This is a genomic window from Lentilactobacillus fungorum (genome assembly GCF_016860605.1).
In the GTDB taxonomy this organism is placed as follows: Bacteria; Bacillota; Bacilli; order Lactobacillales; family Lactobacillaceae; genus Lentilactobacillus; species Lentilactobacillus fungorum.
The window spans coordinates 129,799-153,423 of the sequence record NZ_BNJR01000017.1; the positions used below are offsets into that span (position 1 = coordinate 129,799).

At 42.2% G+C, this 23,625-nt stretch carries 19 protein-coding genes; 6 read left to right on the forward strand and 13 right to left on the reverse strand.

What is annotated here, in order from left to right; genetic code table 11:
• Window positions 1-140: 140 nt before the first annotated feature.
• Entirely contained in the window at window positions 141-935 is a 795-nt protein-coding gene (locus YK48G_RS11295) for a Cof-type HAD-IIB family hydrolase (protein WP_203630932.1), read from the reverse strand.
• Window positions 936-1,220: 285 nt separating this feature from the next.
• Window positions 1,221-1,616 (reverse strand): transcriptional regulator Spx, encoded by a 396-nt coding sequence (gene spx / locus YK48G_RS11300; RefSeq protein WP_203630819.1) that lies wholly within the window; start codon window positions 1,614-1,616, stop codon window positions 1,221-1,223.
• Between the two features lie 497 nt (window positions 1,617-2,113).
• Between spx and YK48G_RS11305 the strand changes: the two genes are divergently transcribed.
• Window positions 2,114-3,667 (forward strand): bifunctional metallophosphatase/5'-nucleotidase, encoded by a 1,554-nt coding sequence (locus tag YK48G_RS11305; protein WP_203630820.1) that lies wholly within the window; start codon window positions 2,114-2,116, stop codon window positions 3,665-3,667.
• 108 nt (window positions 3,668-3,775) lie between these two features.
• On the opposite strand, the gene rny is transcribed toward YK48G_RS11305, so the two are convergent.
• Together rny and YK48G_RS11315 are read right to left on the reverse strand one after the other, a co-directional pair.
• On the reverse strand, window positions 3,776-5,374 hold the full coding sequence (gene rny / locus YK48G_RS11310; RefSeq protein ID WP_232365360.1) for a ribonuclease Y: 1,599 nt from the start codon (window positions 5,372-5,374) through the stop codon (window positions 3,776-3,778).
• Between the two features lie 98 nt (window positions 5,375-5,472).
• The gene (locus YK48G_RS11315; protein WP_203630822.1) at window positions 5,473-6,417 is read right to left on the reverse strand and encodes an alpha/beta hydrolase; all 945 of its coding nucleotides are present in this window, start codon (window positions 6,415-6,417) and stop codon (window positions 5,473-5,475) included.
• A gap of 126 nt (window positions 6,418-6,543) precedes the next feature.
• Between YK48G_RS11315 and YK48G_RS11320 the strand changes: the two genes are divergently transcribed.
• Complete coding sequence (locus YK48G_RS11320; RefSeq protein WP_203630823.1) at window positions 6,544-6,966, forward strand: helix-turn-helix domain-containing protein; 423 nt, start codon at window positions 6,544-6,546, stop codon at window positions 6,964-6,966.
• A gap of 20 nt (window positions 6,967-6,986) precedes the next feature.
• Entirely contained in the window at window positions 6,987-7,835 is an 849-nt protein-coding gene (locus tag YK48G_RS11325) for an SAM-dependent methyltransferase (RefSeq protein WP_203630824.1), read from the forward strand.
• Here YK48G_RS11325 and YK48G_RS11330 read toward each other — a convergent pair.
• Complete coding sequence (locus YK48G_RS11330; RefSeq protein WP_203630825.1) at window positions 7,807-8,385, reverse strand: methylated-DNA--[protein]-cysteine S-methyltransferase; 579 nt, start codon at window positions 8,383-8,385, stop codon at window positions 7,807-7,809. The genes YK48G_RS11325 and YK48G_RS11330 overlap by 29 nt on opposite strands.
• Window positions 8,386-8,482: 97 nt before the next feature.
• Here YK48G_RS11330 and YK48G_RS11335 point away from each other — a divergent pair, with 97 nt between their 5' ends.
• On the forward strand, window positions 8,483-9,901 hold the full coding sequence (locus YK48G_RS11335; RefSeq protein WP_203630826.1) for a DUF2252 domain-containing protein: 1,419 nt from the start codon (window positions 8,483-8,485) through the stop codon (window positions 9,899-9,901).
• A 25-nt stretch (window positions 9,902-9,926) separates the two neighbouring features.
• On the forward strand, window positions 9,927-10,268 hold the full coding sequence (locus tag YK48G_RS11340) for a DsrE family protein (protein WP_203630827.1): 342 nt from the start codon (window positions 9,927-9,929) through the stop codon (window positions 10,266-10,268).
• Window positions 10,269-10,273: 5 nt separating this feature from the next.
• On the opposite strand, the gene YK48G_RS11345 is transcribed toward YK48G_RS11340, so the two are convergent.
• The 8 genes from YK48G_RS11345 to arcA all read right to left on the reverse strand — a co-directional run bounded on the left by YK48G_RS11345 (window position 10,274) and on the right by arcA (window position 19,941).
• A complete protein-coding gene (locus YK48G_RS11345; RefSeq protein WP_203630828.1) occupies window positions 10,274-10,930 on the reverse strand; it encodes an HAD hydrolase-like protein in 657 nt (218 codons plus the stop codon).
• Window positions 10,931-11,172: 242 nt separating this feature from the next.
• Window positions 11,173-12,603, reverse strand: a complete 1,431-nt coding sequence (gene arcD / locus YK48G_RS11350) for an arginine-ornithine antiporter (protein ID WP_203630829.1) — start codon at window positions 12,601-12,603, stop codon at window positions 11,173-11,175.
• A 16-nt stretch (window positions 12,604-12,619) separates the two neighbouring features.
• Window positions 12,620-13,315, reverse strand: a complete 696-nt coding sequence (locus YK48G_RS11355; RefSeq protein ID WP_232365361.1) for a Crp/Fnr family transcriptional regulator — start codon at window positions 13,313-13,315, stop codon at window positions 12,620-12,622.
• A gap of 211 nt (window positions 13,316-13,526) precedes the next feature.
• Entirely contained in the window at window positions 13,527-14,645 is a 1,119-nt protein-coding gene (locus YK48G_RS11360) for an aminotransferase (RefSeq protein WP_203630831.1), read from the reverse strand.
• A 19-nt stretch (window positions 14,646-14,664) separates the two neighbouring features.
• Complete coding sequence (gene arcD / locus YK48G_RS11365; protein WP_203630832.1) at window positions 14,665-16,107, reverse strand: arginine-ornithine antiporter; 1,443 nt, start codon at window positions 16,105-16,107, stop codon at window positions 14,665-14,667.
• Window positions 16,108-16,262: 155 nt separating this feature from the next.
• A complete protein-coding gene (gene arcC, locus YK48G_RS11370) occupies window positions 16,263-17,216 on the reverse strand; it encodes a carbamate kinase (protein ID WP_203630833.1) in 954 nt (317 codons plus the stop codon).
• Window positions 17,217-17,469: 253 nt separating this feature from the next.
• Window positions 17,470-18,501: an ornithine carbamoyltransferase gene (gene argF, locus YK48G_RS11375; RefSeq protein WP_203630834.1), complete on the reverse strand. Its 1,032-nt coding sequence runs from the start codon at window positions 18,499-18,501 to the stop codon at window positions 17,470-17,472.
• A 204-nt stretch (window positions 18,502-18,705) separates the two neighbouring features.
• Entirely contained in the window at window positions 18,706-19,941 is a 1,236-nt protein-coding gene (gene arcA, locus YK48G_RS11380; protein ID WP_203630835.1) for an arginine deiminase, read from the reverse strand.
• Window positions 19,942-20,470: 529 nt separating this feature from the next.
• On the opposite strand from arcA, the gene YK48G_RS11385 reads away from it, so the two are divergent.
• A complete protein-coding gene (locus YK48G_RS11385; protein ID WP_203630836.1) occupies window positions 20,471-23,578 on the forward strand; it encodes a YfhO family protein in 3,108 nt (1,035 codons plus the stop codon).
• Window positions 23,579-23,625 lie beyond the last annotated feature (47 nt).

The window sequence follows — 23,625 nt, forward strand, 5'->3', positions numbered from 1 at the left end:
CAAGCAGCTGCAAGTCCATGCCAATACTAGCAAACCAAGAGAATGTCTTCAAACTAAGATGAAGAAACCCGGCTAACCAAACGTTAACGCTCAACGCCACTTATCATTGAGAATCCGCCAAGCAACAGCCTTAAAATCTCCTACCCAAAATACTTCTCAAGATATTGAGCGACACCATCCTCATCGTTGGTACCAGTAATGACATTGCCTGCCTGCTTAACTTTTTCCTGTCCATTTTCCATCACAACGCCAATCTTCGCATGGGTGATCATGCCCAAGTCATTTTCAGCATCGCCAAAGGCCATCAAATTGCTAAAGTCCCAGCCAAAATATTTCAATAACGCTTCTAGGCCGACAACTTTGTCCATATGGGGGGCCAAAAATTCCATAATTTGTGGCTGAGAGCGAACAATGTGGTATTTCTGCCGCAACTGCGCGTCAATCGATGCCTGGTAGCGATCAAGCAGTGCCGGCTGATCACAGACAACCGCTTTGGAGTATGCATCACTCACTGCTAATTCCGCATATGATTCGGGAACAAAGGCAATGTTTCCCTTAAACTGCTGTCGATACATTGACGGCTTCAAATCCGTTAACGGGTAGACTTGCTCAAAGTCAAGCACGTCAAGTGGCGCTCCCTGTTTTTTGACGAACTCATATAGTGGCCGCAACGCTTCTTTTTTCATCCCACTCTTAGCCAATTCGCTCTTGTCGTTATTATGAACAACCAATGCACCATTAAACGTGATTGTATAATCAGCTGCTTGGGTAAGCCCCAGCTGTTCAATAAACCGCCAGATTGCGTTAATCGGTCGGCCAGTACACAAAACAACCTTAACGCCCGTCTGGTGAAGCTGTCTTAACACTTGTTCATTGCCTTTAGAAATCGTCTTGTCACTTGTCAGCAAGGTGCCATCCAAGTCTAATGCTACCATTTTAATCAATTGCGCTCGCTCCTTTATATTAACGAGATTCATTCTACTCAAGTTAACAGTAGAATACAACTGTCAGTATATTGATCACACCACTAATTAAACGGCGGGCTTCCCAACCGCCAAGATTGTTACGGACAAATTTTGATTTTTAAAAGTTATTTAACCAGCTACTTGTCAATTAGATAGCTAATCCGGACTCCTTTTCACAAACTAAAAAGTGACTCAAGCATCCATTTGCTTGAGTCACTTTATTTATACGTATAACTGATTAGTAATTATAGTAAACTAACTGATTTGCGACTCTAACTTGCGAAGTTCGGCTTCCCGTACGCTTCGTGGCAAGAATCGTCTGATTTCTTCTTCATTAAATCCAACTTCAAGGCGATGGTCGTCAAAAATAATTGGTCGTTTGATCAAATCAGGATATTTCACTACTAAGTCAACCAACTGAGAAACAGTCAGGTTGTCAATATCCAAATTCAACTTCTTATAGATATTGGATCTTGTAGAAATAATATCTTCACTGCCATTTTCGGTTAGCCTCAGGATCTGCTTAACTTCATCGGCATTTAGAGGGTTGGAATTGATATTTCTTTCCTTAAAATCGATGTGATGACTCTTCAACCATGCACGAGCCTTCCGACTGGAAGCACTACTTTGTGCAACATATAAATTGAGCATTAAAATCCCCCCATTCTATACAAAAACGTGAAACTGAAACAACATCCTTCAACGACTATATTAACATAACGATAATTTTTGTCAACACCGTTACTTACTTTAATTTAGTATATTGTGAAATTTTTTATCTCGTTCCTCTCTGTCATCCATTATAATATGGTTATCATGATTATTTTGAATCCGAGGTGTTATTTGGGAGATCTTTTACGCTATTTTGACGATTTCGATGCCGCCATCGCGCAGTGCGTTACGAAGGTTTATTAATTTAGGCTTTTTAATCTGAATATATTGATGTGGCCGATGTCTGCCGCCAAGACAAGGTTCAGCGAGATAACTCCAATTAGTTGAATCAAAGTATTTCAGTTCATCAAATGGACTTTTGCAACCAGATGTAAAAGTCACTTCAACGCCAGGGTAAGCGCTTTACTTATTGCTAATTTACAACCGGTAGATAATTGACTATACTTGACAATATAATTGTTTTTGTAGGTGAAAAAATGAAAATAACACTTCTTGCGACCAGTGACACTCACGGCTTTATTGAACCAACCAATTACGTAGATTCTAATGCCGACAAACCCTTTGGCTTGCAGCGTGATCAGACAGCAATTAAACGATATGCTCAACAACATCCAGATGAAAAGATTATCTTAATCGACAATGGCGACTTCCTTGAGGGGTCGCCAATGGCATACTATGTCGCCAAACTAGCAGACCAGGCGGATCAAGCAGCCTTTATTTCCGCTTATAATCAGGTTGGCTACCAGGTCGGCACGATCGGCAATCATGAGTTTGATTATGGGCTGAATTACTTAAACTTTATGATGACAAACTCCCACCGCCAGTTTGTCTGCGCCAACATCGTTGACCAGCATAACGAGCCCCAGTTAGCCGATCCGTATACAATCATCGAGATTGCCGGCGTCAAAGTGGGCTTCTTAGGTTTGACGACGACTAGTACCAAAAAGTGGAAGAACGTTAACGATTTAAATGAATTTAACTTAATTCCAGAACTCGACGCGTGCAAACGCTACATCCCAGAGTTACGGGCAAAAGCAGATATCGTGGTGGTCGTTTATCACGGTGGCTTTGAGCGGGACCATACTGGCAATTGGAACGATATCAACCCGGGAGAAAATCGCGGCTATGATATTTTGAAACATATTAAGGGAATCGATGCGCTCATTTCTGGCCACCAGCACCGAAAAATTGCTAGTCGCCTTTTTAATGTCCCTATTGTTCAACCGGGGTCTCGCGGTGAGTTTATTGGCAAAATTTCTTTCAACGTCTCAAATCACGATCAAAAAATCACTCGAACCAATTCAGAATTAATCAGTGCCAGCGACAGCGAACCAGATGAAGAAATGGGCCAATCAATTTCACGATTATCCAAACACCTGCAAACCTGGCTTGATAAGCCACTTTCAACAATTAAAGGCAGCCTGACCTTCGACGATCCATTTAAAGCCCGAATTGAAGAAACCGCGTTTATCGAATTTATTCAAAAAATCCAAATGGATAAGATGGGAACGGATATTTCAGCAACTGCCCTTTATAACAATGAAGCTCACGGGTTCGAAGACCCAATCACGATGCGAAACATCATCACTAACTACGTTTATCCAAACACATTGGTCAAATCGCGAATTACCGGTGCCGACCTGCGAGCAGCCCTAGAAGTCACCGCTAAATACTTTGATGTCAAGCATGGTGCCGTTACCGTAAATGAACAATTTATGTTTCCAAAAGAACGGTTCTATAACTACGACATGTATGAAGGAATTGATTACACGTTAAATATTTCCAACCCAGTTGGTAGCCGGGTCACTGAACTTAAATATCATGGTAAAGACGTGGTTGATGATCAAATTCTTTACGTGGCTTTAAATCGGTATCGGGCGAGTGGCGGTGGTCATTACCCGATGTTTACGCGAGACAAAATTGTTGCTTCAAGTGATACAACCATTAGCCAAGTCATACTAGAGTACTTAGAACAACATCCAGTCGTTGAAGCAACCAACAATCATAATTTTCGAATTGTCTCTCATTAAGTTTATCCCTGATTCAGCAATTTTTTCATTTTTAAATAGACAGATCGGGTGCGGCATTTGAAGCCACACCCGATCTGTCTATTTAAGTCCAAAAACTAGTCAACTAATTTAAGCTCCCCGACTTGCTTTTTTGGCCCGTTTTTTCTTTTCAGCCCCAACGTAAGCAGTCGCCTTGAAATCTCGGATCGAAGTCACCTTGATCTTTCCTGGATAGGTTAATTCGTCCTCAATTTGGCGCTTCACTTGTTGCGCTAATTCTTCATTTTGATGATCATTAACCTTTCTCGGATCAACCATCATTCGAATCTCTCGACCTGCTTGAATTGCGTAACTCTCTTTAACGCCGTGCTTTTCGCTGGCAATCCGTTCCAAATTCTTAAGCCGATTAACGTATTCCTCAACCGATTCGCTCCGAGCTCCCGGCCGACCACCGGAAATTGAATCCCCAGCTGCCACCAAATGGGCAATCGGTGTCGTTACATCCACGTCACCATGATGAGAGGCAATTGAGTTAACTACCTGGGGGTCCTCATCATAAGTTTCCGCAATTTTAACGCCTAACTCAACGTGCGTACCATCAACTTCGCGGTCGATCGCTTTACCAATATCATGGAGCAAGCCTGCCCGCTTGGCAATTTTTACGTCTAAACCTAATTCCGCGGCCATCAGCCCCGCAATATCAGCTACTTCGACCGAGTGATTTAAGACATTTTGACCGTAACTTGTCCGATATTTCAGTCGACCCACGATCTTAAGCAAGTCCGGATGCATCCAACCAATGTGGAGTGACCCCACGACTTTTTCACCTGTTCTACGCAATTCATTGCTTAAATCCTGTTGCGCAACAGCTACTTGATGTTCAATTGATTGCGGGTTGATTTGTTTCGTCACCAGCAAGTTCGAGATGGCCGTCTTAGCGACTTCTCGTCTCAATGGGTCTTGGGTAACCACGTGAAGCAAGCACGGGTCCTCTGGGTCAAATACCAAATCAACTCCGGTCAGCGTCTCAATATAGCGACTATTTTGGGAGTCCCGTCCCACTAATTTTTGCTTCGTATTAACGTCAGAGATTTGGATTGAGTGTTCGATATGTTCTCGTGGAATGTCAAGCGGTGCCCGTTGAATGGCATCAATCGCCAAAATTTTAGCCAGCTTGGGAGCGCTGACTTGGGCTTCGTCAGCTTGATATTTAAGTTCAACATCTTTTTCCCGGTTTAATTCATTTGTTAATTGAGCTAAGACTTGACGCTTTGCCTCATCAATTGTTAAGGCACCCCGTTTTTGCAGCGTTTGACTTCGCGCTTGAGACAACTCGTCAGCCTGGCTGCCTAAATCCTTAATCAGTTCTTTTTGATCATTTAAGCCATTTTGTTTATCCGCCAGCTTTTGATGCAGCTGATTGAGTCGTTCAGCTGTCTGCGTCAACCCATTTTGGCGCTGATCAATTCGGCTTTGGCGAGTGATGTTATCTGTTTGGTAACTATCAAGTTCTTCTTCAATTGAGTCTTTATAGTCCAGCGTCTGCTTTTTACCATTCTCAATTAACTTTTCAGCCTTATCCTGAGCATCAATGGTTGCTTTTTCAACAATTTTTTGAGCAGCCGCTTTTGCCTGGCTGATCTCTGCTTGATGGTGCTTTTTTTCTATTTGAATGCCACTGATCGCCCCGACAATACAAGCAATCAGGCCAAAAATTACATATATCAAAGACAAACCTCCTTTCGAAAACAATCCTAATAGCATTTTAACATATTCATTCCCGCCATGTGGCGAAGTTTCTGTATGGTGAATACCTCGTTAGCCATCTATTTGACCCATCGTTTTAAAAATTGGGCCACGGTCTGTTGATAAAGCTTCGGCTGGTTTTGGTACGATCGCGCATGCCCTTTCCCCGGGACAATTAAGAGTTGCTTGGGTCCTTTGGTCGCGTGATAAAGTGGATAAACCATTCGGGTTGGGACAAAATGGTCATGTGCGCCATGAATAAAAAGCATTGGTCGATGATTTTTCTTCACCTGGTTTAATGCACTGGCTTCTTTGAATGAGTAGCCGTTTTTTACATGATTAATTAAACTAACAATTCCTACCAATGGAAATTTTGGCAAATGATATAGCTCTTTGGCCTGATAAGCGACCTCATCGTAAACGTCTGTATACCCACAATCTTCAATATAAGCTTTAACTTGTTTGGGAACGTTCTTGACCCCACTAACCATCATCGTTGCCGCGCCACCCATACTCGTGCCAAACATCACAATTTTTGATGCTTGCCCATTTTGAGCAATAATTTTTTTGATCCATTTGACATTATCAAGCCGATCAGGCCAACCGTAGCCAATGTAGTTTCCTTGACTATCACCGTGTCCGCGCGCATCCGGCAGCAAAACATTATAGCCGAGGCGGTGAAATAAATAGGCATACGAAAACATTTTATCCTTATTGCCCATAAAGCCGTGCGCAATTAAAACCATCTTTTGCGTATGCGAAGCAGCTGGAATGTAGTCAGCATCAAGAATCAAATGACGGGTCGCAGACACTTCGTACCAACGCTGCTTGTTAACCTGCTGATACCACTTATAAGCTGGATACAATGGATTATTTTTGGTTATTTTTTGTGGCTTGCTTAAAAAGGTCTTTGGAGCTGGGACGACCGCCACTTGATAAAAATAAAGCCCCGCCCCAAATAGGCCGGCAGTGACAACGGCCGCCACGGCAACACAGGCAACAATGATTTTAGTGCGTTTTTTCATTACTTACTCCCACCCGTTTTAATTTTTACTGTTCACTATCTTACCATATTTACTAAATGGCAACGTCTCATTTTGTCAACCGGAAAAATGAAGTATAATGAGATTAACGAACAGGACGGTGATTACATGTTTCCAGAAAGATTACGTGCACTGAGAAAGGGACAACATCTCACTTTATCTGATTTGGCTGAAAATTTAAACGAAGAGTTTAACCAAGACGCCGCTAAAACGAACAAAAATACAGCTTCCCAAATTGGTAACTGGGAACGTGGCGTTAGAAAGCCTTCCTATGTAGAAGTTCAAAAGCTGGCCAAATTTTTTGACGTCACAATGGATTACTTGACCGGATTAGCAGAGAATAATACGTATGATCTTGCCAAACTGTTTATTTCTGACAAAACACTATTATTCAATGGCGAACAGCTCAACTCAAAAGATCGCTATGAAATCTATCAATTAATTTCCGGCTACGTCCATGGAATGAGCAGTCGAGTTGAAAAACCAGGTCCACACGTCCATCAAGAGGAGCTGGACTTAGGCCAATCGTAAGCAAATCGTTAGGAGTTCATATGTTATCTAATAAGCAAAAAAGGAAACTGCTAAAAAAGCATCCTGCTAAAAAAGCGGCATCATCCGGCTACATCAATCAATTACTCAATTACCGGGAACAATTTGACGGATATCCCCAGATCAAATACTTGATTAATAATGTCATCCAAAGTGATCATCTAATCAAGTCAGGGCTGCTGCCACAAGACCTACCAGAACTACTACTACCAGATGATGCTCAGGACCAAATCTTTCAAAAAATCAATCAACAGTTTGCCAAGGGGGATCCAGCCGGTGACCGGCTTTGGACCCAATTAAGTGACGCCTTGCCAAAGTTGGACAAATTGTTGCGGTCTTATCGGGACTATTTAGAAAGCGAATATGGCATGTGGGCGTACATCTCAGCTCCGTTCGTTAAGGACTTGGCCGATTATATTCGCCCCGGGGCTGCATTGGAAATCATGGCCGGAAATGGTTACATTTCAAAGGGCTTACAGGATCTGGGCATTCAGGTTTATCCAACAGATAGCTTAGCTTGGACGACTGAAAATCAAACTGGTAAACACCCTGTCACGGACATTGAACAATTGGATGCTTTAGCCGCAATTGCCAAATACCAGGACCAAGTTAATGTGGTCATTATGAGCTGGTCACCCGATAAAAGCAGTATCGATCAAGAGGTCTTAAAGGCGATTAGAAAAAATCACAATCAGCTTAAACTGATTGTGATTGGCGAAAAAAATGGAGCAACTAATTCCAAACAATTTTGGCTGCAAGCCCGCTACATCGAACCTGACGCCACCAACCGGCTCAATCGGCACCACCAGCCATTCGATTTAATTAAAGATCAGGTTTACCTAGTTGACTAATCTTGGGTAACGGTAACTTCTTAATCAGCGGTTGTTTAGAAATTGGGGCTTTCTCAAACTCAAGTAGTGATTTCTTGGCTGCTCTGCCACCGCGATATTCACCGATTTCACCGCTGGATTTAATAATTCGATGACATGGCACGACAATCAGCAAGGGATTCTGTGCGACTGCCGTTGCCACTGCCCGGATAGCTTTAGGACGCCCAACGTTTTCGGCTAATTGTTTATACGTGATTGTTTGTCCATAAGGCACTTTCATAATGGCTGCCCAAGTCTGTCGCTGCAGCTGTGTGCCTAACCCGTCAAAGTCAAGGGGCAGATCAAATTGTTTGCGTTTTTTAGCGAAATATTCGGTAAACTCGTTCAGGTAAGGCTCCGTGATGGCTTCGTCGTACATAAATTGGTAGCGATAACGGTTATCTGGATAAAAGTCAAAAATCTCCGATAAAAACCGACCTGGGCTGGAAACAAAGTTCAGGCCGGCTTCGGTTACCGTGAAGAAGAATTTTTGATCATTGATCTCAACACTCTGCCAGTATAGTTTTTTCATAATAAAATCTCCATATTACTCATTGTAAACATTGTAGCACGTTTGCCTTGCCTCTCTCCACAACCACCCATTTTGAAATTTAAAAGGAGCCCTCATCATGCCAATTAAACCAACTCAGGGGCTGAAGAACCTCTCTTCTAATAATTTAAGATATGATCTTAGCCAAATTAGGATTAATCGCTCCATCAGCGAACTGATCCAAATGGGAAAAAACAACCGGGAAAAGATCCCTTTTGAAGCCTTTGCTCAGTTCAAACCAGTTAAGCGTGATGCTGTTTCTGGAATTAAGCACGTTGAGCATAAGTTAATTCAAGAATTACTCCCTTTACGCCATAAACGTTTAGCGGCTTCAGCGTTTTCGTTTTTTCGGGGAACCGATGAATTAATGGCGTTTGACCTTTCAAAGCAAGTCTCTAGCAATATCCCCGTCGTCATTTCTGGCGATGCCCACATTGGCAATTTTGGATTCTACGCTTCCCCAGAACGCAAATTATTATTTGACCTCAATGATTTTGATGAATCCACAATTGGCTCTTGGGATTGGGACGTTCGCCGGCTGTTGGTCAGCATCGTCTTAGCCGGCGAACAAATCGGCCTCAATTTGGCTCAAAGTAAGGAAATCATGCAGTCAGCCGTTGAAACGTACCAGCAAATTTTAAGTGAATGTTTTGATGAGCATTCTGCAATGGAACGTTACTACTTTTCAACTGAAGTGGAAAATTTCTTAAAACAAGAAGCAGATGATGAGCCCCTGCCCAAACTATGGCGAAAAATTCTGACCAGTGCTTCACAACGGGATTCAGAGCAAGTCGTTAAGAAATTTACTACGATTGATAAGCGTGGGCATTTAATTTTTAGAGAAAACGCACCGCGAACGGTTCACGTCTCTGATAAGCGATTTAAGGAAATTAGCAACCATTTGGTTAAATACGATCAAACTGTCAGTCCCGATGTCGCCGTGTTACTATCTCAATTTCATATTAGCGACATTGTGCGCCATAGCGTTGGCGTCGGCAGCTTTGGTACCCGGTGTTACTTAGTGCTGCTTACCGCAATTGATGGCAGCCACCTTGTTTTACAAATCAAGGAGGCCTTGCAGACCCGTCGCTTTCAAGGCTTTGACGTGACCACCCCATACAGTCAAAATGGCCCCGATAACGGTGAGCGGATCGTTACTTGTCAACAAGTTCTTCAGCGAGCCTCTGATCCACTGTTAGGGTTTTATCATAACGACGATAGCAATCGAAGTTACTATGTTCGCCAATTCTGGGACATGAAGGAATCGATGAACCTCACCAAGATGGATCATGACGATTTTCAAACCTACGCTAAAATTTGTGCCCTTCTATTAGCTCGTGGACACGCCCAAAGCCCAACGGCTGCCATTGTCCGTGGTTATATCGGCAAAAAGAAAAAACTAGCTAACAGTTTAGTTGCCTGGGCTGCTTCATATTCAGAACAGGTTCACAAAGATTACCATAACTTTTTAACGGCTTTAGCTGCTAACCAACTATAAAAGAGAACTGAAAAGGAGAATTGAAATGACGCATCAAGTTGTTTTTCATATTGATGATTTGGCCAAGTGGCAACACGCACTGGGTAATGTTGCCAACTTAATCACATTTGGTCAAGCCACTAATCAAGATTATCAGATAGTTGTTTTAGTCAATGGTGATGCCATATTAGGATATCTTGAGAATCAGCTAAGAGCCACGATTGCTGAATTAACCAGCCAAGCGGTTCAATTTCACGCTTGTCAAAACGCCATGAATAGTCACAGTGTCAAAAAAGACCAGCTGCCCGCTCACGTTAAAATCGTCCCTGCGGGGGTAGCTGATCTCATCTCGCTCCAAGAAGCTGGTTATGCTTATATCAAACCATAAAGCCATTAGCCAACTAATCGACTGACACCGGCCTGAATTTCGTTTGGTCGATTAACAATCTCTATGGCATGAGCTTTCGTTAGTTCAGGAACATCGCCAAAACCATAGGTGACACCCAAGGTCTTAACATGATTATGGTAACCGCCAAGCATATCGGTATCTCGATCGCCAATCATCACACTCCGTTGTGGATTGGCGTTTGTTTTTTCAAGCGCATATTTTAAAACGGCCGTTTTGGTGATTCTTGTACGTTCGTCAGAAGAAGCCCCATACTCGCCAGTGAAATATTGATCCAAGTCGAAATGCTTCGTAATCAGCTTAATCATCTCTTCGGGCTTGGCTGAAGCGACATGAACCGCATATCCAGCGTCACTTAACGTCGTAAGCGCCTCTAGAATGCCTGGATAAATCGTTAGTTGAAACATCCCCGTCTGGCGATAATAGGTCTGATAATAACGAATTGCCTGGTCGACATCTGCGGTTGATAATTCAGGATAATAGGCCTTAATACTACGAATTAATGCCGGCCCAATAAACGTCCGATATTGTTTCGCAGAGAGTTCTGGTAATCCCATCTTGCTCACAAAATATTTGATTGATTTAACAATCCCAATTTCGGAATCGACGATGGTGCCATCAAAATCAAAGAATAGGTCTGCCATGCACTTTATTCCCACTTTCATAAAAGATTAACATTGCTTTATTATTACTGGTTTGGCTAAGAAAATCAAGCAGCTAAGAAACATAAGTTTAACCACAAAAAGCCCATTTTTAGCGGTTAGTATTGCTGCTAAAAATGAGCTCAATAATTGCATGTAGATTAATTAAAATCACTGAGTTGCAAAAAGCAACTTAAGAGCTGTTTCATTCCATCAACTATCCCTGCAAATCAACTGATTCAGCATTAAAAAGTAACCTTACCGACTGCTAACCCATAAATGGTATAAATCGCAGCGATCACAATCAAGATCGCAAGGGTCATTTCAACGGGGCCAAATACTTTTTTGGCGTGGTTATCGCGTTTTTGTAGAATCCAAAATACTGGAATACCAGCAGCAAACAGCAATGACATTAATAAGAGATAATTAACCCCTGCTGCGAATAATAACCAGCAGGCATAGACGCTGGAGATAATCCCAATCGTAATGTTGCCCGCACGACCTTTACCATGATCATCGTTGATTGAATACTTTAATTGGTAAAAGGCTGAAAAGGCATACGGAATCAAAATTGCGGCACTGGCAATTGAATAAAAGAAGTTATAAGCCTCGGCAGTAATGAGATACGTAAACATAAACAGCTCAACCAACACGTTAGTAACGGTTAATGACGTAATCGGGGCGCCGTTGTTATTTTCCTTGGCGAACATTTTAGGGAAAGACCCTTCCTTGGCGGCTTCGTATGGCAATTGGCCAGCAAACATCGTCCAAGACAGCCAAGCACCAACCACTGAAATAATCAAGCCAAGATTAACGACAACTGATCCCCACTCACCAACAACGCTTTTAAGCAAATCAGCCATTGCCGGTTGGGTTAAATGAGACAACCCTGCTCGACTCATCACACCAAATGAGAGCAATGTTACTAACATATAAATCAAAATAACAGTGATAATGCCAAGAACGGTTGCTTTACCGACATCCGAACGTTTGCGAGCCCGACCGGAAAAGACAACGGCTCCTTCAATACCGATAAACACCCAAACCGTTACCAACATCGTACTTTTAGCTTGCGATAAGACATCCGCAAACTGAAACTTGCCAGTTGGCGTAAACCAAAAGTTACTGGTAAACATATTGAGCTTAAATGCAAACAAGACAATTAGAATAAATAAGAAGATTGGCACCAATTTGGCAATCGTAATCACAACATTGACAAATGATGCTGATTCAACACCGCGTAGAATCATAAAATGACAAGCCCATAAAATGAAGGAGGCAGCGATGATTGACCAAATATTTTGGCCGTTGCCAAAGATTGGCAGGAAATAAGCTACCGCACTCATTAGCAAAGTTGCGTAGCCGACATTCCCAAGCCAAGCAGATAGCCAATAGCCCCATGCAGAGTTGAAGCCCATGTACTTACCAAAGCCAGCCTCTGCATAACTATAAATTCCGGCATCAAGATCCGGACGCTTCATGATGAGGTTTTGAAAGGTTAATGCCAGCATTACCATCCCAATTGCGGTAATGATCCAGCCAATAATAATGGCACCCGGGCCGGCGCCAGCGGCCATATCGTGCATGAGGTTAAATACCCCGCCGCCAATGATTGAACCGACAACAAGGCCAATTAATTCCAGCAAGCCTAACTTACCGTCTTTTTTCTCTTCCATATGACTCACTCCTCTTTTAGGTAGATGATTGATCTCTAACTAAAATTTTGAAATACTTTCGATTGTATTGGATCTTGTTTTCTTTAACCAATTGCTGAACCATTTGACTAGTCGTTTCGCGAGTTGTGCCACTCACTTTCGATAATTCAATCAAAGTCATTGGATAAGGAATCAAGATCGTCCCATCTTCTTGATCATCTCCAATTTGTTGGCCTAAAAACCAAATAGCGTTCCATACTCTGGCTTTGGCGCTAGTTGTGACCATTTCCTGTAATTGTGTTTCCGCCATGTTAATAATTCGACTCATCTCACGGATCGCATTCACCATGAGTTCGGGAGTTGCCCGCAAGACTTCCTCATATAATGGCATTGGCATTTCCAGAAGCTTCACCTCAGTCATACTTTCAACGGTGTACGCATAGTATTCATCGTCAAACAGGCCAATATATGGGAAAGCTTTATTCTGGCGAACATATAAATAAAGTTGTTCTTCACCATCTTCATTCCAGTGAAATGACTTAACGACGCCATCAACTAAATAATAAAAGTTATTTCGAGGGTCCCCTTGATCGAATAAAATCTGTCCGCGGTGATAGCTTTTTACCTTTGTCGCCGCGATCAACTTCTCAATGTTCTCATCAGTCAACGGGCCAAATTCTGGATGGGTTCGCAGCTTATCTGCGTCTAGTTGATCTACATGCTTATTTTTCATAATCATTAATCTCCCCAAAAACGGTTATCTCATCAAGAAAAGGGTCCCCCACGAATCGCTTCGGTAATCAATCCCTAAAAGCATCGCTTGGTCTTCAATTTCCCAACTAACACCCATTATAAATCCTAAGCGTCAATTAAAGACACCCAGATTCAAATCAGCACTGATGAGTGACTATTCTTGGGGTTAAACATTTGCAGAAAGTCACCGATTAATCATATTGTCTCAAAAATAGCGACAATCGCTTGAGGCCTTCACGCAACGTTTCTTCTGGAGCGCAGTATCCAAGTCGAACGTGTCCGGGCATATCAAATCGATTTCCCGGAACAAGCAACACACCCTGTTCCTTAAGTAATCGAATACAGAATTGCTCAATGTCTACTGGCACGTCCAATTTAGGAAACGATGTTGACACAGCCTGGGGCATAATGACACTTGCTCGTGGCTCGGAATCAATCCACTGCTTATAAATTTTTAAGTTAGTTAAAACGAGTTGGCGATTCCTTGCCAAAATCTTATCCCGATTCTTCAAAATATAGGTTGCCAGCATATCATTAAAAACACCGCAGCAAATCATCGTATAGTCTCGATACTTCCTAAACAAATCAGCTAATTCATGATTAGTTGCTGTCCAGCCAACTCGAATTCCTGGAACTGAATAAGTCTTTGACAATGAGTTGGTGGCAATTCCTTTATCATACAAGTCAACAATTGACACAAATTTGCTTGGATCATCCAAGGGTAAATAAACTTCATCTACTAAAACATAAGCACCAACCGACTTGGCGATCTCAACTACTTGCTCCAAGAAGTCCCGATTGAGGATTGTTCCGGTTGGGTTATTGGCATTATTTAAGCAAATCAATTTCGTATCCGGTCGAATTAATTGCTTTAATTCAGCAATGTCCGGGTACCAATCAGCTTCTTCATGAATATGCCAATAGTCAACCTCTGCGCCCAGCGATTTAGGGATATCGTATAGCTGTTGGTAAGAAGGATATTCCGAAATAACATGATCCCCAGGTTGGACAAGCGCGTATAACGCTAAATGATTAGCTCCGGTTGCGCCATTTGTTTGCAGGACGTTGTCCGGTGAAACATGGTCATATAATTTAGCCACTTCTTGCTTAAATTCTGGTGATCCTTCAATCCAGCCGTAGTTCATCTTTTGCTTGTTAAGCAAGTCATAAAACGTTTGGCCGTTTTGACCATCTAAATCTAAAATTTCTTGCATTGTCATTGACGCAATGGTACTTTGCGCAATGTCATAAGTGGCCTTTTTCTCCCAGACATTTAACCATTCTTCAACCCCAAATCCAGCAATTTGCATTTGATTTCCCTCCAGTGTTTTAAACGGATATTTTACCTACTACCAATAATACAACACTCACAATCGCCCCAAGCGCAATTAAGCTAGTCATGGCCCATTCGGATTTTGATAACCATTGGGTAGCACCGGCATCTTTACGGGCTTTTGCATAGAAGAATATTCCAGGAATATAGGCAATAAAGCATAACAAAACATATTGAAGCCCGGCAAGTGTGATGCCAACAACTTGGAATAAAAAGGCAATTAGGCCAATCACCAGTTGCTTAAAACTCCCTTTTTCGTGGATATGCTGCCAAGATAGCTTAATTTGATAAGCGGCGACGAAAATATAACAAATCACAATGGCCGCCGTACAAAGTGAATAAGCAAAATTGTAGGCTTTTTCAGTGAATAGCAGTGTAAAGAGAAAAAGTTGGATCAAAACAGCCGTTAACACGAGAGAGAAAGTTGGGGCCCGGTGTTTATTTTCCCGGCCAAATATTGGCGGTAATAATTTTCGGTTTGTCATTAGCCGCATCGTTTCAGCTGGTAACATTGTCCAGGATAACCAGGATCCTAGGATGGAGATAATTAAGCCGATACTAATAAAGATGCCGCCCCAATTTCCTACCATATCGTTAAAAATATAAACCATAGCTGGTTGGTGAATGGTTGCTAGTTCACCCCTTGTTAAATAACCATAAGGCAAGACAGACGCCAATACATAAATTAGCAACAAGCACAAAAGTCCCAAAATTGTCGCCCGGCCCGCATCAGACTTCTTTTTTGCCCGCGATGACATCATTGCGGCGCCTTCAATTCCAACAAAAACCCACATCATCACCATCATACAATTCTTGATCTGAGTGCCAACTCCTTGACCACCATCAAAATGGCCACTGAGGTTATTCCAGAACATGGACGTAAATAAATTGCCTTTGAACAAAATAATGGCAACAACAATAAAAGTGAACAGTGGAATTAATTTACAAATCGTTACAATGGCATTCAAAATTGCGGCGCTTTCAACTCCTTGATTCACAATATAAGTGAGGGCCCAAGAAGCAATACTGGCCGCTAAAATTGACGGCAAATTTTGCCCGGACTTAAATATTGGGAAGAAATAACCGATCGAGCTCATCATAACGGTCGCAAAGGCCACGTTACCCAACCAGGCAGACAACCAATAGCCCCAGCCACTAATAAAGCCGGCATACTGGCCAAAACCCGCTTCAGCATAGGCAAACACGCCTTCAAGATCAGGGCGCTTCATAACTAAATTGTTTAAGGACAGCGATAGCATTAAAATTCCAACACCGACAATCAACCATGCAATCAATGCAGGCCCTGGAGAAGCTGCATGAGCTAGATCGGAGGTCAATGCAAAGATACCCGAACCAATGGAAGACGTCACAACCGTTGCAACTAACGCTGGCAGGCCAATACCATTGGCGTTGCCATTTAAATTAACATCTTTTTCCATCACAGTAGTCCTTTCGAGTACTAACGAGGCAAAGGGAATTCTCTTAAAGACCCATTTTCATAACAAGAGATCTCAGCCATTTACCTCAGGGGCTTTGTCATATCTCAACTAACTAAATTTTACATCCGTAACGTTAGGTCTATATACTAAACAGCTTATACTTTCGACGGCTCTGGCTTAATCACTGTCCCGCTACCGTTTTCAATGAACCCTTCAATATTATCAAGTGCAGTAACCACCGCCTCTTTTCCAGTCGCCTTCACGAAGTCCATCGCTGCTTGAACTTTTGGCAGCATACTTCCTGGCGCAAATTGGTTTTCACCAACAAATTTTTCTAATTCGCTAACCGTCACCGCTTCAAGTTTTTGTTGATTTGGTTGGTTAAAGTTAACAAAGATATGGTCAACTGCCGTCAAAATAATCAAGGCATCGGCACCGACTAGCTCAGCTAGTTTTTCGCTTGCAAAGTCTTTGTCAATCACTGCTTCTTTACCCACCAACTGAGAACCGTTGCTAACCACCGGGATTCCGCCGCCACCTACTGAAATTGGAACAATGCCAGCGTCAACAAGCGTATTAACCGCCTCAGTCTCCACAACCCCAATTGGCTTAGGAGATGGAACAACTCGGCGATAACCTCGGCCAGAATCTTCAACAAACGTAAAATCAGGATTTTGTTTCTTAGCTAAATCAGCTTCATCTTTATTCATAAATGGTCCAATTGGCTTAGTCGGGTGGCTAAATGCCGGGTCATCGGCACTTACTTCTACTTGGGTGACAACCGTTGCAACTGTTTTATTCAAGCCCTTTTCCTTGATAACCTGATTCATTGCATTTTGCATCCAATAGCCAATGCTTCCTTGAGTCATTGCAACTGCTGTATCAAGTGGCATTTCTGGGTTATCCTCGGTACTGCCAGCAGCTTGTTGAAGTAATAAATTACCAACTTGGGGGCCATTTCCATGCGAAATAATCAGTTGATCACCGTTTTCAATGAACTTAACCAAGTGTTCTGCTGTATCACGTAACGCTTGCTGTTGGGCTGCGGCAGAAGCGTCTTTAGATAAAATGGCATTGCCGCCCAGTGCAACTACTATTTTCCGTCCCATAAATTTCTCCTTCTTTCTTAAAAAATAAAAGGGACTGGGACAAAACAATTGTTTTGCTGCCAGTCCCTCAGATTGTTTGACTAAGTTTTCTTGGAGGTTCAAGTTTGTGTGCAATCAGTAGATACCGTTCTACCTCATTGCAATTTATTCATAAGCAATTTTCAACAGCCTTTGACACTAATCGGATCAACTAACCAAAGAGTCGGGATTAAAAATACAACCCATCGAACCTATCTAGTGGTTTGGCACCTATTTAAACCTTTGGAATAAAGAGGTTGCCTAATGTGGCTGCCATCATTGCTTTAATTGAGTGCATTCGGTTTTCAGCTTCCTCAAATTGACGAGCATACTTACTGGTGAACACTTCATCAGTAACTTCCATTTCAGTAATGCCATATTTTTCTTCGATTTCTTTACCATATTCGGTTTCAGTATTATGGAATGCAGGCAAGCAATGCATGAAGATCAACTGATCATCAGGTGTGCCGGTTTTCTTCAGTGCAGCCATATTGACCTGATATGGGGTTAATAACTTAACGCGCTCTTCCCAGTTGCTTTCACCCATTGATACCCATACGTCAGTATAAACGATATTTGAACCCTTCATACCTTCATCAAGATCATCGGTAATCAACAGCTTTGCGCCTGACTTCTCAGCGAATCCCTTGGCAATATTTTGAATTTCATCTGTTGGGAACAATTCTTTTGGCGACACAATGTGAATGTTCACACCTAGAATGGCACCAGTAACTAACAATGAATTGGCAACGTTGTTTCGGCCATCGCCCATAAAGGTTAAAGTTAAGCCTTGAAGTTTACCAAAGTTTTCTTTGACCGTCATAAAATCAGCTAACATTTGAGTTGGGTGCCATTCATCTGTCAACCCGTTCCAAACCGGAACACCACTATCCCGAGCTAAAATTTCAGCATCACTTTGTTTGAATCCCCGGAACTCGATCCCATCAAACATACTACCAAGAACCTTAGCAGTATCTGAAGTCGACTCCTTCTTACCTAATTGGATGTCACCCGAACCCAAGTATTCTGGGTGGGCACCAAGATCAATTGCAGCAGTGGTAAATGCTGAACGGGTTCGTGTTGATGACTTTTCAAATAGAAGCGCAATGTTTTTTCCTTCTAAATAGTGATGCGGAATACCAGCTTTTTTCAAGGCTTTGAGATGTAATCCAAAGTCAATTAGATATTCCAGCTCTGAAGCTGTGAAGTCTTTTTCTGCTAATACGCTACGTCCTTGAAATACGTTTTGTCTGAAGTCTTTTGTCATAATCGATTCTCCTTGATAATTTGTTTGGGTACTGAATAATCAAATACCATGATAACCTTTCATTGTAGCAAGCTGCCTATTAAGCATTGGTCAGCGGCGTATAAGCGCCTTAACTTTAAGCCCAAAACCATGGGCTTAAAGTTAAGGAGGTAGCTATTTTAACGCCTGACCTACTTGGTAATTGTTAACCATCGGTTTTATCAACTAGATATCTTCTCTCACAATTGGGCAGCTCATGCAACGTGGACCCCCACGTCCTCTTGACAACTCGCTTGAGATAACTTCCAGTACTTTGAGACCGTGTTTTCTAAGCAAGTCATTTGATACGTAGTTTCTATTGTAGGTAACAACAACGCCTGGCGCAATTGCCAAAGTGTTTGAGCCATCGTTCCATTGTTCACGGCCAGCAATAATCGGATCACCACCGCCCGTTGGAATTAAATCTAAGTCATCGAGCTTTAATGCATCCTTCAAAACCGCTTTTAAGTCGGTCCGGTGTTCAAGATGAAGTTCACCTTCATTTTTGCCTGGTGTAATCGTCCAAGTATCGATGTGGCCACCTTCGCCTAAAATTCCTGGATGAACAGTGAATTGATCGTAATTAATCATTGTAAACACAGTATCTAAATGCATCATTGCATGATTGTGTGGAATCTTAATTGCAATAACGGTGTCAAAATGCCCGTCTTTAAATAAATTCTTGGCAATGTCTTGAATGGCATCAGCAGAAGTTCGTTGTGAAACCCCGATTGCCATCACGTGATCATTCAGGACTAATTCATCGCCGCCTTCAATTCGAGTGTCGTGATTGCGGTCACGCCATACATGGATGCCCTTGTTTGCAAATCGTGGATGATACTTAATCACAATTTCATTAAACAATGACTCGCGTTGCCGGGCTGGGTAAGTCATATGATTGATACTCAAGCCTTCACCAATACATGCCGATGGATCACGGGTAAAGTAAAGGTTAGGCATTGGGTCCATATAGAATTGATAATCTTCAGTTTCGGCAGCACTGACTAAGTCTGTTGGAACGAAGTCAACTTCGTTCTTCCGAATCCCTTCCATGATCTTATTGACCATGTCTTGATTATTCATACTGCCCAAGTAGTCTTTTAAGGCATCATGGATTGTGCCTGTCGCATATCCAGATTCGGTTAACATTTGCTCTAAGAAATCGTCTCGAACTTTGTCACCACCAGCATCTAATGCTTCAGCGGCTAGTTTTTCCAGATAAAGGACTTCAATCCCATTATCTCGAAGTGTATCGGCAAAGTAATCATGCTCCTTTTGAGCAATTGGTAAATATGGAATATCATCGAACAGTAAGCGTGGCATCATTTCCGGGGTGAAATTTTCAATTTCCCTACCAGGTCGTTTCAGTAAAACTGTTTTGAGCTTACCGATTTCAGATGTTACATGAATTGGACTTGTCATTCTTGTTACCTCCTCTTCCTTTGAGTACAATTACATCATAGTCTTTTTTGGAAACGCTATCGTACATTTTTTATCATCAAAAATGCGAGATTTTTAACAAAATTAGTGCACAATATCTGAAGGCATTTTATTATTAATTTTTTTATTTAATCATCCCTTCACAAGTTAGCATAACCGGTTTTTTATACAATGTCTATTAATAAGATTAGAAGATAATTTTTTGATTAGAATATCAAAAAAGCGGTAGTCCACCGATTTTCCCTCAAATCCACACTAACATTCTCATCTATTCAGTATAAATATTTCTGGCTTTCATAAAATATTCACAACTATTAACCAAAAAATTCATAAGTTTATCTGGGGGGAGTTCGTTAATTACCAAGTAAATTTTTAACCATCAATTGTAAAAAAGTTGCAACATAAAAGACACCAAGATAACATTATTTTCAATATTATTAAATTCTATCCGATTGCTTGCCATTACTCCTGCTAAAAGTAACAATTAAATTAGCATTGAGGAGGGACTTTCATGCAAACCGGAACTTATTTGAGGAGACGTTCGTCTAAATTATCTATTTTTTTGATGTACACAGCAGCTTTTTTGCTAATCTGCCTATTAACTTATACGATTCCCTGGTTGGCTGGTAAAACTTTAATTTGGAACGTAGATGGGATCGCCCAACATTTCCCTATCTTGGCACAATTTCAGGCGATTCTGCAGGGCAGGGTTCACCAATCATTGTTTGGGTGGTCTTGGAATCTTGGTGCTGGCGCCGATCAACTCACGACATTTGCCTTCTATGTTATTGGTGACCCATTTAGTTACTTAATTGCCTTATTTCCTGCCCGTCAACTAGAATTTGGTTATCAAGTTCTCATTATATTACGCCTATACTGTGTCGGCGTAGCCTTTCTCGCCTGGGCCAATGAGCGTTCATTTAGCCGTCATAGCAAACTGATTGGCACCCTTATTTACACATTTTCTGGTTACAACTTTTACGTTTCAATGCACCACCCATTCTTCTTGTTGCCGATGATGCTGTTTCCACTTCTTGCAATGGGGGTTGAAAAGGTGCTTCATCGGCAGAACTGGCTACCGCTGGCAATTGCGATTGGTTTAACGCTCATCAGTAACTTTTACTTTGCTTACATGCTGGCACTTGGCACGTTTGTTTACTTACTAACCAGATACTTACATATTGCTCACACGGCCCAATTACCATTGAAAAAAATCATCTATTGTCTTGCCCAAGCCATTATAACTGGGCTATTAATGGCGAGCGTGATTCTAGTTCCTACCTTACTTACAGTCTTTCAATCAACTCGCATTGCCTATCACGCAAAATTTGCAAATGGTTTGCTGCTCTACCCAATAAAATATTACCTAGCTATCCCAAACCAATTGATGACCAGCACCACCACCAAAGATTACTGGTTAGTTCTCAACCTTTGTGGACTTGTCTTTCTGGCAGCCATCTATGTCCTTCGCCATTTCAAAAAATACCGATCATTGGCAATCATTCTGGTTTTGATTATCATCGGCATGCTTTTGCCACAGATTAGCGCGACTACCAATGGGCTATCAACCCCGTCAAATCGGTGGTTGTTTTTAGCGGTCCTTCCTTTTTCCTTGGCCACGATGATTTTAGTCGATCAGTTGGCAAAACTATCAAGGGGCGACCTGATCTGGCTCCTTGGCGCGTTTGTGATGTTAATCAGTCTTGTTTGGATAACTAAGGGATTTACCCTTAACTTGCCGCAAAATGATTTGATTGCTTATGGATTTGCGGGCTGCTTTTTACTTTTATTTGCTTGTCAAGTGCCCCTTCGACTATCTCCTAGAACCGTCGCGGTCATCTTAAGCAGCCTGGTCATTGTCAATCTCATCAGCAATGGTCAAGGATGGTTTAGTCCAAACAACAGTAAAAATATCAACGCTAACGTTGCCGTCGGTGCCGCTTCCCAATGGCTTAACAAATATTACGATGGCGCCCAGGCTAAGCTCCCCACTCAAGGCGGCTTTTATCGAACCACGACCAGTCAACGTTATTATTCTCACCGAACGGCCGGTAATAATATTCCTATGGTCCTCGGCACTCATGATCTCGGCGCTTACTACTCAATTCAAAACGGCTATGTTTATCGATTCAGCCGATCACTTAATGATTCTCAGGCGGTCGTTAACTCTGTTTTGGGTGAAGGCGATGGGCGAACAACCTTGTTAAACCAATTAGGTGTTCGCTACATGTTTACCAAAACAGATATCGTCAAACGCCCCCAAGCAATCCCCTATGGGTATCACTTTGTGCGCAAAAATGGCCGCATTGTCGATTTTCCAGAACAGCCAGTCAGCGGGCTCAGTAATCATTCTGGCACGGTTCTTTTAAAAAACAATCTGGCATTGCCACTGGTATATACCCAAAACCAGGCAATCACGGCTTCGACTTATCATCATTTATCGCCACTCGAACGTGAGCAATCCCTGCTTCAAGGAGCTCAAATTAACCAATCCGTTTCGGGGATTAAATCTATTCAGCCCAAAGTAACCACCCAACCGGTTCAATATTCGGTTCAATTGTTTGATCAACACCTTGTTGATACCCCGGTCAAAGCCGTCTTATCGCGACTACGACTTTCCCCAAATAGCCGTTATCGTGCGACCGCCAAAAAGTATCGGACGACGCTGCCAAAGCGTAAAATTGCTATCTGGGAAAAGGCTACCGGTGTCAATCCCAATGGTAAACCGCTTCAGGCTGTTTTGGCCAAAAATAAAGCCGTCATCGCTCGCAATCAACGCTTTAATCATACCGGTCTTCATATGATGGACAGCGATGCTCAGGGCCGTCATTTGGCTTATCGGCTAACAATCAATCAACCCAAAAAGGCTCAAAACAGCGAGCTATATCTGGTTATTAATGGTATTGACAAAGGCTGTCATACTGCGATGGATCGCCTTAACAGTTTACGGGCCGATTCAATTATCGATGGAACCCCCGTTTCAAAATTAGCTAAAATCAATCGTTTAAGGACCGCCATTCAGCAACCAGACCTCGGTGGCTATACGGTGGCCATTACCTCGCCAATCAATTTTGCCTATTTCCGGCAATTACCGATGAATAATCTATCAGATTACGAAGATCGCCAACAGGTGGTTGTCAATTTAGGTTATGCTAATCAACCGCGAAAATCATTAGTCCTCCGATTTAAAGGCGTTAAACAGCTGCATTTTGATCAAGTCAAGCTCATCGCCGTTCCATTTAACCGCCAGTATAATCAACAAATCCATCGACTCCAGCAAGCCGGGCTGCAACGCCAAACAGTTACCAACAACGCCATTAGCGGCGAGACCAACGCTGTCAATCAAAGTCGGCTATTAACAACCTCGATTCCCTATTCAACCGGCTGGCACTTAAAAATTGATGGCCACCCTGCCAACACTTTTATTGTCAACCAAGGCTTCGTTGGCGCCAAGATTCCGGCTGGCCGCCACTTTATTCAGCTGCATTATCAAACGCCCGGACTATCACTTGGCATCAAATTAACCATCATTGGCTTAATTTGGCTCACCGGCTTTGCAATTGCGGCCGGCATCAAGTTTCTTTTGAATAGACGTCGCCTTCATAAGATTAATCAGTAAGAAAATCAGTCAATCCGTTAACCCCGATAGGAAACCGTTGTTTATAA

Bases quoted from the DNA above. Each gene is read 5' to 3' on its own strand.
- YK48G_RS11295 (WP_203630932.1), bottom strand. From the start codon at position 935: ATGGTAGCATTAGACTTGGATGGCACCTTGCTGACAAGTGACAAGACG.
- spx (WP_203630819.1), bottom strand. From the start codon at position 1,616: ATGCTCAATTTATATGTTGCACAAAGTAGTGCTTCCAGTCGGAAGGCT.
- YK48G_RS11305 (WP_203630820.1), top strand. From the start codon at position 2,114: ATGAAAATAACACTTCTTGCGACCAGTGACACTCACGGCTTTATTGAA.
- YK48G_RS11315 (WP_203630822.1), bottom strand. From the start codon at position 6,417: ATGAAAAAACGCACTAAAATCATTGTTGCCTGTGTTGCCGTGGCGGCC.
- YK48G_RS11320 (WP_203630823.1), top strand. From the start codon at position 6,544: ATGTTTCCAGAAAGATTACGTGCACTGAGAAAGGGACAACATCTCACT.
- YK48G_RS11325 (WP_203630824.1), top strand. From the start codon at position 6,987: ATGTTATCTAATAAGCAAAAAAGGAAACTGCTAAAAAAGCATCCTGCT.
- YK48G_RS11330 (WP_203630825.1), bottom strand. From the start codon at position 8,385: ATGAAAAAACTATACTGGCAGAGTGTTGAGATCAATGATCAAAAATTC.
- YK48G_RS11335 (WP_203630826.1), top strand. From the start codon at position 8,483: ATGCCAATTAAACCAACTCAGGGGCTGAAGAACCTCTCTTCTAATAAT.
- YK48G_RS11340 (WP_203630827.1), top strand. From the start codon at position 9,927: ATGACGCATCAAGTTGTTTTTCATATTGATGATTTGGCCAAGTGGCAA.
- YK48G_RS11345 (WP_203630828.1), bottom strand. From the start codon at position 10,930: ATGGCAGACCTATTCTTTGATTTTGATGGCACCATCGTCGATTCCGAA.
- arcD (WP_203630829.1), bottom strand. From the start codon at position 12,603: ATGGAAGAGAAAAAAGACGGTAAGTTAGGCTTGCTGGAATTAATTGGC.
- YK48G_RS11355 (WP_232365361.1), bottom strand. From the start codon at position 13,315: ATGAAAAATAAGCATGTAGATCAACTAGACGCAGATAAGCTGCGAACC.
- YK48G_RS11360 (WP_203630831.1), bottom strand. From the start codon at position 14,645: ATGCAAATTGCTGGATTTGGGGTTGAAGAATGGTTAAATGTCTGGGAG.
- arcD (WP_203630832.1), bottom strand. From the start codon at position 16,107: ATGGAAAAAGATGTTAATTTAAATGGCAACGCCAATGGTATTGGCCTG.
- arcC (WP_203630833.1), bottom strand. From the start codon at position 17,216: ATGGGACGGAAAATAGTAGTTGCACTGGGCGGCAATGCCATTTTATCT.
- argF (WP_203630834.1), bottom strand. From the start codon at position 18,501: ATGACAAAAGACTTCAGACAAAACGTATTTCAAGGACGTAGCGTATTA.
- arcA (WP_203630835.1), bottom strand. From the start codon at position 19,941: ATGACAAGTCCAATTCATGTAACATCTGAAATCGGTAAGCTCAAAACA.
- YK48G_RS11385 (WP_203630836.1), top strand. From the start codon at position 20,471: ATGCAAACCGGAACTTATTTGAGGAGACGTTCGTCTAAATTATCTATT.